This is a genomic window from Corallococcus sp. AB030 (assembly GCF_003668965.1).
Lineage (GTDB): Bacteria > Myxococcota > Myxococcia > Myxococcales > Myxococcaceae > Corallococcus > Corallococcus exiguus.
Window position 1 is genome coordinate 1 of the sequence record NZ_RAWQ01000298.1, and the last position, 9,085, is coordinate 9,085.

Sequence of the window (9,085 nt, forward strand, 5' to 3'; positions counted from 1 at the left end):
CTCTTCGTTGATGGCCACTTTGCGTCCCAGCATGGCTTCTCTTCCTGCCCCACACCACCCCGCCTCGCACGGGCCTGTCAGGCAGGCGGCTGGCGATCTGCTCACTCAAATGAGGGGATCGCTCAGGCCCGGGCTCTCAGGGTTGTCATAGGTGTAGACGGCGAGATCTACATGGTAGGCCTGCTCACCGTTGAGCTTGTAATACACGGTGACGCAGGAACGGCGGATGTCTGTTCCGATCTCGGTATGCCCCTCCAGAGCATCCGCAACCGTGATCTTCAGGGTCACCGGATTCGGGTATTTTGTGCTGGCGCAGTTGAAGCGGACACCCACGTCAATGTCATAGTCACCATCCGCGGGCTGGATGCCTGTGCCCATCTGATAGCTGCCCTGATTGAACGTGTCGAAGGAGGGAATTTCCTTCCCTTCCTTTCGCAGTGCCGCGAACTTCTCGCGGAGCCGGTTCAGGATGGCGTCACGCTTCTCGCGGAGCATCTTGTTCTCATCGAACCGCTTGAGCCGGATGTTGCTGTCGAACTGCTCGATCTGCGTTTGGATCTTGGCCATGCTCACCACTCCTTGTTGAATTGAAACACCGGCACATGAACTGCTGGCTCAACCAGAAGCCACGCAACTGGGCACGCAATGCCAGCCGCCACCGCGCATGCATTCGCCCAACCCCGTCTCTTCTCGCTACTTGAAAACCCTGACAGACCGCTTGCCCTTGAATGCTGCCAGCAAACTGAGCCGCCACTTGTAGCGGGGGCACTCAGAGGGAAAGCCGTAGTTATAGACGAAGCATTCCGGCAACCAGCTCGCCGTGAGTATGTCTCCCAGGTAGAAAGCCAAGCTCACGGGAACGGCGGCGAAAATGTGAACGCTCTCTGGGCGGCGCTCCGGGTCTTGATTGGAGGTAACGTGCTTGTTGATCGTCTCGCGGATCAAACGCACATACGCCTTGAGCTGATCTTCACGCCGCACGCTGTTCTGTCCGGGATTCACAAGCGAGAAGTGCAGGTCCATCATTACGTCCGAGTCAGGAAGCACCTGGCGACAGTCATCCAGGTTGGCAAGCGCGGATACGGAGACCCGAATCCGGGCGGCCTTGCCCTTCCCGTCCTTCTGAACATCGCAGTTCAGGGGTGGCGTCAGGGTGTCCGATTCAGAATCCCACTGGAACCGACCTGAGACGCATTCGAAGACGTGCACCCTTCGGTTCCTGGCCAGACGGCCTGCTAGCACTGCCAACGGTACGAACGGGAAGCCGTAATAACCGATATCGGCATCCTGCTCCTCGAAGGTGCGCCGGAGGATGCCATCTCGCGCGGCCAAGCGCTTCACTTCGGCCTCCAGATTCTTCCAGCTGCGCTGTTCCAGCCCTGGCGTCTGGTCGATGTGGACGACACGAGGCTGTCGACCTGCGAAGAACGTGGGGTCATCCGCTTGCCCCGGTTGCTCGGTAGCCTTCTTGTAGGCTTCGTGACGAATGAGGATGAGCGGTAGTTGGGATTGCGCCGGTGAGAACTGCGGGGCGGTGGATGGAGCGGGCTGAACCTGAGTCTCTCCACTGCCATCATCCGTCCGAGCCAGAGAACTCGGCGTGGCGGGCTGGAACAATACTCCCGCAAGCCCGCCGCGCATGTACAAGGCCGGAGTACACCATTCGAATGAGTCTCGAGTCTTCGACCGTATGGCCGCCCTGCCTTCGGTGACCGCGTAATCGATTGACTCTCCTTTTGCTAGGCATGCGTAGAACTCTTCGGCAAATGCCAGCGCCGCCAAATCTGAAATCGCGAATTGCATGGCAATGACCGCGGCGACTCCCTCGGAAACAAGCGCTCCAGCGACACTCCCGTGGCCAGTGACGGACACCGTTCCCCGTGCCGACTGGCATGCGTTGAGGACCACCAACCCCGGGGGGGAAGCGCTTCTGAAGAGTTCCGCAACGTCATGCGCTCGCAGAGGTTCGGGGCTACCTTTCTCATCCCGCAGGTAGACCCATCCGGCCCCTGTGCGCTCGTCTACATTGCCGTGCCCCATGAAATGAATGATTTGAGGGTTGAAATCGCGAAGCTTGCGCCGCAAACCCTTTCGAGTTGGCATGTCCATGGAGTCGAACTCGACATGGGTGTTGTCCGACAGGGCGTCAATGATGCTGTCCTTCTCCGGCGCTAACTGGAGACCTCCTTGCCTCCGTGCTCCAGCGCGAATCAAAAGCACCCGCTCAGGTTGAGCGAGCGGTCGTGGCTGTGCCGGCTGCCTCACATCCAATGCACGGACGATTGAGAGGCGAGGATCCAATGCAGCGTGGCAGGTCTGGGATCCGGAAGGGAGCCACAAAACCTCCCAGGGAAGCTCAGCGAGCCATATGAGCTCGCGATCGTACGGATCGAAGTGCAGAACGAGACGCAGCCGCTGTTGTTGAGCGTGGGGCGAGTAAAGCGCGCTGCCAAGCGCGAGCGTCAGAACCTCGCGCACTTGCTCTGGTGGACAGACTGCTTCGTACAACTCTTTACCGAGCCTTTTTATCCCGTCATCGATTTCGGCATCAGATGACCTCGACTTCTGCAATGAGGCCTGAATCTGGAGTCGCAGTTCCATCAAGCGGGACAGAGGAAAGCTCGGCGAAGTGGGCGCGCTAGCGCTGCCAACGGAACTGGAGTCCGCGGCAACCCGGTATGACTCCGCTCCGCTCCTCGTGAAGCGCAGGTGAACCTCTTTATAATCGTTCATGGAGAGCCGTGAGGAACTGGCTTCAGAACTCGAAACCGAGTGGCGGCTTGAGCTCTCGCGGGTGCGTGCCTGAAGAATCCGCGACGAATCTTGAGCACGAACACAGCCGAACGCCACCTGAATGATGTTTACGCAGAAGCGTAAACAACTTTTTGCAATATCCTTCGAGACAGCGTTTCCTTCGTTGCTTATTAGAGCGTCATGACCGGACTTGGCTCCAAGATCATCGCTGAGACGAACGCGCTCGCAGCGGAGTACAGGCGGAGGTTCAGCGATAATCCAGAGGGCGAGTTGAGAGCCTGGCTTGAGGTCGCGGCGCGAAGAGAGGCGCTCGTGTACCATGTTTACAGCGAGGCTCGACGCCGTGAGCGCCTGCCCAACCCGGAGAGCGGGGCGGAGATTGCGGCATGGGATACGTTGACGGAAATCTGGCAACAGGAAGCAAAGCACAAGGAACTGACACGTGCGCGCCTCGCTTCGGGACTGATGAGCATTGGGGGCAGCTCGTTGTCGCCTGCGTGGATCCAGCTCATGGGCGATATCGAGGGACGAATGCTGAGCAGCCTCACGTCATCGCGCCCAGGCCTGGGCCAGGCCTTGGCCCAGCTCTTTCTCATGGCCGGCGCTGCCATTGCTCCGGGAGCCGTACCGGGCTTCGCAGGGGAGCTCGGCAGGATGGATGCGCGCGCATTCTTCGCGCTCGCGGAGACGTTGGAGTCGACCGCCAAGCAGGCCTACTGGCGGATGGGCAAGTTGCTGCAGACGGTTCTTGCGAATCGTGACCAGCCATCCGTGCAGCTCCGGGGGCTTCAGCGCGAGTTACAGCTCACGTTCGAAGACGAGGACTTCCACGAGAGGGCCTTCCGTTGGATGACTACTTGGATGGATGCCGCCGGACGGTTCAAGCCTGGGTTGAGCGCGGAGGAGTGCGTCCATCAGATAATTGATCTCCTCCCGCAGCCACCGGAGCCAATCCGGGGGACCGAACCTCGTGAGGGTGCGCTCTATGTGGTGACGGATGGCGGGGTCGGGGCACTCGCCAAGCGGTACGGCATTGAGCTCGTGGTGATTCCGGAGGAGTAGTTCATGTTCAACGCGAGCAATGAGTGGCTGGATCAAATGCGGAGCATTGGTGACCCTATCGTTGACGGGTTGGTCGCCGAGCATGTTGCAACGAGAGGCCAGGAATCGTTGGATCGCTTGCTGGGAACGTTGTTTCAGACCCAGCGACTACCCGAGACCGATCCATTGGTAGGTCGATACCTGACCGAGATGCCCCGTCTCGACCTCATCGAGCGGGAGGCCATCGCGAGAGGGCAACAGCTCTTCGGCCTCTATGGACCGGAGGTGCTTCTGATTCTGGGCTCCTATTCTCTACCCCTGGCCTACGCCGCGGGTCACGGAGTCCAGGTGGTCTATCGTTCACGCCGGCTAAAAGACGATCCCATCCGCCGTCTCTGTGACACGGCGCAGATGGTCGTGAACGTCATGCAGCGCGGTGAACTGGAGGAGGGAGGACTGGGATGGTGCGCAACTCGAAAGGTCCGATTGATTCATGCGCTCGTGCGCCGACGGGTCCAGTTGGACGCCGCAAACCCTTGGCGCACGGAATGGGGCGTGCCAATCAATCAGGAGGATCAAGCTGGAACGCTGCTGACCTTCTCCATTGCTACCCTGCACGGTCTCCGAAGAATGGGGGCGAAGGTGACGTCGGAGGAAGCTGACGCGTACATCTTCGCGTGGTCCACGGTGGGGCGTCTCCTTGGCGTAGACCCCTCACTTCTGCCTTCGACGGAGGAGGAGGCGACCCTCCTGGCGATGCGGATAGGAACGCGCCAGGTTCGCCCCACGCCGGAAGGCCGTCAACTGACGCAGCAGCTGCTGAGTTCGGTGCAGACGCTTTTGCCTGTCCCGGGTTATGCCACGAGCCTTACGCAATTCTTCCTTCAGGACACTGTCTTTGGAAAGGATGTGGCCGCGGCGCTGGCTCTCCCGAAGGCGAACTGGACGCGTTTGCTTGTAATGGCCAGGGCAGCCCAGAAGAGGATGATTCTGAGCTGGCTGGACTGGGTTCCGGGGGCGCGGAGGCGTCGCAGCTGGGTGGCCAGACAATTCGCCCAGCGCATGATTCTCCACCAACGTCCGGATGGAAATACGCCCTTCCATGTGCCACGAGACTTCAGGAGGCGTTGGGGCTTGCACGCGGCCAGATAGCGTCATTGCCTCAATCGGCTTTGGCACGAACAGTGCCACGGCAGACTTCCAGCAACTCCTTCCGGCTGCGAACACCCAGCTTCTCCTTCGCCCGCCCTAACAGCACGCGCACCGTCGAGGGAGCAATCCCCAGTTCATAGGCAATCAGCTTGTCATGGTGCCCAAGCTGGGCGTACCCGACGATCTCCTTCTCACGCTTGGTCAACAGCGCTGGGCCAGGAGCGGTAGGCTCATTCTCGCGAGCGACGATGTAGCGCTGGCCGTCTTGTTCGATCTGGTCAACCAGCGACCAACGCCCGGCAATGAGCGCCTTCCTGATGGCCAGGGATTTTTCCGGATCCTTTGTCCGGAGGGGTCCTCTCGACTTCTCAAGCATCAGAACTGCATGCTTCAGAAGGTCGCGAGCATGCTCACTTCGTGCCGCCCCTGTCGCGTCATGGAGCTTGCCGCTGGGGTCGAAGACAGCTTCGGGCTCCGCGCCGGCCCGTCCCGACGGGAGCCCCTTCAGCGCGTGCCGCAAGCGAACTGCGGTGGAGAGGTGAGCTGCGATTCGCCCCCATTGTTGCACCTGAGCCGTTGTCGCTCGCGTGAGCCGCGTCCGGCCCGCATGAAATCCAAGGCCCCGTCCGGACGGCTCAGCGGCAGTGATCCAGAAGGAGTCGTACATTCCGAATTTCTGGGCGAACCGCTTCATGTGCGGTTCCTCCAGGAATCCCCGCCGCATTCCCATCATCTGGCTGCCGGTGATGCATGGCCCCATGCGGAAGGGCCGTTGGCGAATTTCGGGATCCATGGTCTGGAAGATGGTTGGGTAGATCTCGGCGAGCCTGTCCGGAATTCCCAAGTGGTACCGCTGCACCACCTCCGGCGGTCCATTGCCAGGGCGGTAGTACTCGAAAGCGGCCACTCCGAAACCGTCGTCGAGGTGTGGGAGCACCGCCTCCGCAAGTCCCTCCACCCACGTGGCGTCCCCCAGATCCACGCGATAGGCGGCTTCTACGATGCTCAATAGGTCAGCTTTGGCCATGCAACTGTCCCCTGGCGACACTCAAGCATGCTGAGTGTCACTCCCTTCGGAGGAAAGGTCGACTCCGACGCCTAACGTTAGGTCAACGCTGCCGAGACTCAGTAGCGGTCGTTGATCATCGTGACGTCAGGACGAGATGGGGGCATGGAGATTTATCGATTTCTTTCGGGCAGGCCTCGATTGAGCGTGCGTGAAGCACAACGCGCGCCGGGCGCGCAGAGGTCAGTGAGGTACGGGACCATCGAGATGCCCACGAGGTCGGCTACCCCTCCAGGAGGGTTAAAGGCACCCCATGGGGAACGGTGTGGGACGGGGGCGGTGGCATGGGTCGATAGAGCGTGTGCCTCATGGCGTACGTTGGTGACTCTCGCAGATGCGGATGGAGGGAATCCATTGCGCACCCCGATCCGGCAGGTCCGGCCAGCTGAAAGCGCAACCGCGGTATGCGAGCGAGAACCGGGCCGGCATATCGTCCGGGTTGAAAGTCCTTGCGCAGTGGAGGGTTTCTTCCGAAGCCTGGCGCCCTTCCGGTATGCCCCCCTCCGAAATGTCGTTCCTCCGGTGCAACGGGCGGCGCGATGCCGCCCCAACCCCGTGGAGTGATTCGATGCTTGGACGGACGTGGTCTTCGCGGCGCCGCTGGCTGGGCGCCGCGTCGCTGGTGGTGATGTTGACGAGCGGCGGCTGTGACACCGGCGGGCCCGCGACTGAGACGGAAGCCCCCGAAGCCTCGCTGGCCGTCAGCCTGGAGGACGCCTTCGTGGCGGTGCCCCGGGCCACGAGCACGGAGCAGCGCCAACAGGTGGAACAGCGCCTGTCCGGAATCGTGGAGGACGCGGGCACCCACTTCTACCTGGCCATCAAGCGCAGCGAGCTGAAGCAGAAGTGGTTCCTGTCCGCGTTCCTCAAGCAGCTCCATCCGGGAGGGGTGCTCTTCGGCGCTGGCAGGTCCCTGGGCACGCGGGTGGTCTCCTTACAGGAGCAGAACGGCCGGCTCTTCGTGGTGGATGTGGACGACCGCAAGAAGCTCAGCGACGTGTTCGACCCACAGGTGCTGGTGGAGGCCTACCCCGTCGTCACCGACTACGGCCCCTTCAACCGTCTGCGCAACGCCGACCAGTACGTGCTCATCGACCCGTCGGCGGGGCTCAACCGCTTCGGCGTGATGGGGGACTCGTTGTCCGTCTCCACGCGATTCCAGACGGAGCTGAGCTTCGCGCAGCGCTTCCACCCCATCACCGACGGCATCGCCTTCGAGCAGGTCTTCACGGGCTACTCGGAGGTGTCCGATCCGTTCGCCGCGGACTACCTGGAGCCCAATGGCTACCGCGCCTCCGGCACGCTCGGCCTCGCCCTGCGCCGCTACAAGGAGGGGCCCGGCTACACGCCCACGGCCATGCCCGAGCAGACGCTCTACTTCGCGGGAGCGCCGAGCTTCATCACCAACGCCGGTGGCTGGCAGGACATCCCGGCGATGAAGTGGAACATCCACCCCGGGATGAAGCCCATCTCCTGGTTCATCACCCCCTCCGTGCTCTCGATCCAGGCCGACCCGCGCTTCCAGGACTATGACCTGGTGGGCGCCATCAAGCGCGGCGTGGAGGGTTGGAACCAGGCGTTCGGCTTCAAGGTCCTGGAGGCCACGGTGGGCGGCGCGGGGCTCGACTTCGCGGATGACGACAAGAACGTCCTCATCTTCGACCCGGACGAGGGCGTGCCCTACGCCTTCGCGAACTTCCGCATCAACCCCAACACCAGCGAGCTGCGCGGCGCCAGCGTCTACCTGCCGGCCATGTGGCTGGTGCTCGGGGACGAGACCTTCGAGAGCGACCCCGGTGCGTTCGCCGCCGCACGGGCGCGGACGCTCTCGCCCGTGAGCATGTCCTGGTCCGGGATGAAGGCGGAGCAGCTGTGCGACCTGAACGTCCTCGAGCGCTTCGGCGACCCGGAGGCTGGCCTCGCGTCGTCGCTGACGGCGGTCACTCCGCAGACGAAGAAGCAGAAGGTGGAGGCCTACCTCACGCACGTGGTGTTGCATGAGATTGGCCACACGCTGGGCCTGCGCCACAACTTCGCCGGATCGCTCGCTTACGACGGCACGCCCACGGGCCTGCGCAGCAGCTCCGTGATGGACTACGTCGCGAACGAGGACTCCGTCCTGGACAGCGCGCCGGGCCCCTACGACGTGCAGGCGGTGCGCTACCTCTATGGGCTGGACACCCAGCTGCCCACCTGGGAGTTCTGCACGGATCAAGACCGGTTCACCGACCCGCGCTGTGCCATGTACGACCGCACGAATGACACGTTCAGCTTCACGCTGGCGGACTTCAACGTCTACGCGCAGAGCTTCCTCACCACGGCCTCGGTCACCAACCGGCTCAACCTCACCCTCAGCACCCGCACCAACCAGGTCCTGGGCTTCGTGCGGGCCGGGACGGAGCAGGTGCGGGCGTACCAGGACATCCTGGCCCAGGTGCGGCCGCCGCTCGTCGTGCCTCCGGGCGCGCCCGCGGTCTACGCCTCCCGCGCGGATGAGCTCGCCCGCCGCGTCCTCACGCGCCTCTACCTGGACCCGGTGTCGTCGCGCGGCGGCATCTTCACCGCGAATGCGCCCACCACGCCGCAGTTCACGGCGCCGGTGATGGCGGACGTGCGCGGCATCCTGCTCAACGTGGACGGCGTGCGCGGCTACGCGGCCCGCCGCGCCATGGTGGACATCCTGAAGCAATTCCAGACACTGCCCGCGTACTCGGCGCTGCGCGAGGCCCGCGACACGCTCACCGCGCAGCTCCCGTCGCTCACGGGGGAGGAGCGGTTGCAGTCCGAGGATCTGCTGGCGCGCGTCTCCAGCGCGCTCTCGCCCTACTACCACTGACGCGAAGCCTGGTTGCTGGAGCCCTCGGCGAGGGTGATGCCACACCCTCAGTGGACCCGGAACGTCGGCGCCGTCAATCAGCAACGGGCTGGTGAGCTGGGGCTCCAGGACTGGAATCAAGCGCGGTACCGAGCGGAGTGCCTTCACGACGTGGGTAGAGGGGCGGCCCTGGACGTGCCCCAACATGGGACCTGGCTGTTTGATAGCCTCCTGCCCCATGCCGCCCTCTCCCCCCG

Annotated in this window: 6 protein-coding genes; 3 read left to right on the top strand and 3 right to left on the bottom strand. The window is 62.8% G+C overall.

Annotated features, from left to right (window positions below; all coding sequences use genetic code 11):
• Positions 1-105: 105 nt before the first annotated feature.
• Both D7Y15_RS40380 and D7Y15_RS40385 read right to left on the bottom strand, forming a co-directional pair.
• Complete coding sequence (locus D7Y15_RS40380; protein ID WP_121755904.1) at positions 106-567, bottom strand: nucleotidyltransferase; 462 nt, start codon at positions 565-567, stop codon at positions 106-108.
• A 126-nt stretch (positions 568-693) separates the two neighbouring features.
• A complete protein-coding gene (locus D7Y15_RS40385; protein WP_158629201.1) occupies positions 694-2,601 on the bottom strand; it encodes a CHAT domain-containing protein in 1,908 nt (635 codons plus the stop codon).
• A gap of 333 nt (positions 2,602-2,934) precedes the next feature.
• Here D7Y15_RS40385 and D7Y15_RS40390 point away from each other — a divergent pair, with 333 nt between their 5' ends.
• Together D7Y15_RS40390 and D7Y15_RS40395 are read left to right on the top strand one after the other, a co-directional pair.
• On the top strand, positions 2,935-3,816 hold the full coding sequence (locus D7Y15_RS40390; RefSeq protein ID WP_158629202.1) for a hypothetical protein: 882 nt from the start codon (positions 2,935-2,937) through the stop codon (positions 3,814-3,816).
• A gap of 3 nt (positions 3,817-3,819) precedes the next feature.
• Positions 3,820-4,947: an oxygenase MpaB family protein gene (locus D7Y15_RS40395; protein ID WP_121755907.1), complete on the top strand. Its 1,128-nt coding sequence runs from the start codon at positions 3,820-3,822 to the stop codon at positions 4,945-4,947.
• 10 nt (positions 4,948-4,957) lie between these two features.
• On the opposite strand, the gene D7Y15_RS40400 is transcribed toward D7Y15_RS40395, so the two are convergent.
• On the bottom strand, positions 4,958-5,974 hold the full coding sequence (locus D7Y15_RS40400) for a helix-turn-helix transcriptional regulator (protein WP_121755908.1): 1,017 nt from the start codon (positions 5,972-5,974) through the stop codon (positions 4,958-4,960).
• A 607-nt stretch (positions 5,975-6,581) separates the two neighbouring features.
• On the opposite strand from D7Y15_RS40400, the gene D7Y15_RS40405 reads away from it, so the two are divergent.
• On the top strand, positions 6,582-8,849 hold the full coding sequence (locus D7Y15_RS40405) for a zinc-dependent metalloprotease (RefSeq protein ID WP_121755909.1): 2,268 nt from the start codon (positions 6,582-6,584) through the stop codon (positions 8,847-8,849).
• Positions 8,850-9,085: the final 236 nt, after the last annotated feature.

Coding starts and splice junctions, on each gene's coding strand:
- D7Y15_RS40390 (WP_158629202.1), top strand. CDS start 2,935: ATGACCGGACTTGGCTCCAAGATCATCGCTGAGACGAACGCGCTCGCA.
- D7Y15_RS40385 (WP_158629201.1), bottom strand. CDS start 2,601: ATGGAACTGCGACTCCAGATTCAGGCCTCATTGCAGAAGTCGAGGTCA.
- D7Y15_RS40405 (WP_121755909.1), top strand. CDS start 6,582: ATGCTTGGACGGACGTGGTCTTCGCGGCGCCGCTGGCTGGGCGCCGCG.
- D7Y15_RS40395 (WP_121755907.1), top strand. CDS start 3,820: ATGTTCAACGCGAGCAATGAGTGGCTGGATCAAATGCGGAGCATTGGT.
- D7Y15_RS40380 (WP_121755904.1), bottom strand. CDS start 567: ATGGCCAAGATCCAAACGCAGATCGAGCAGTTCGACAGCAACATCCGG.
- D7Y15_RS40400 (WP_121755908.1), bottom strand. CDS start 5,974: ATGGCCAAAGCTGACCTATTGAGCATCGTAGAAGCCGCCTATCGCGTG.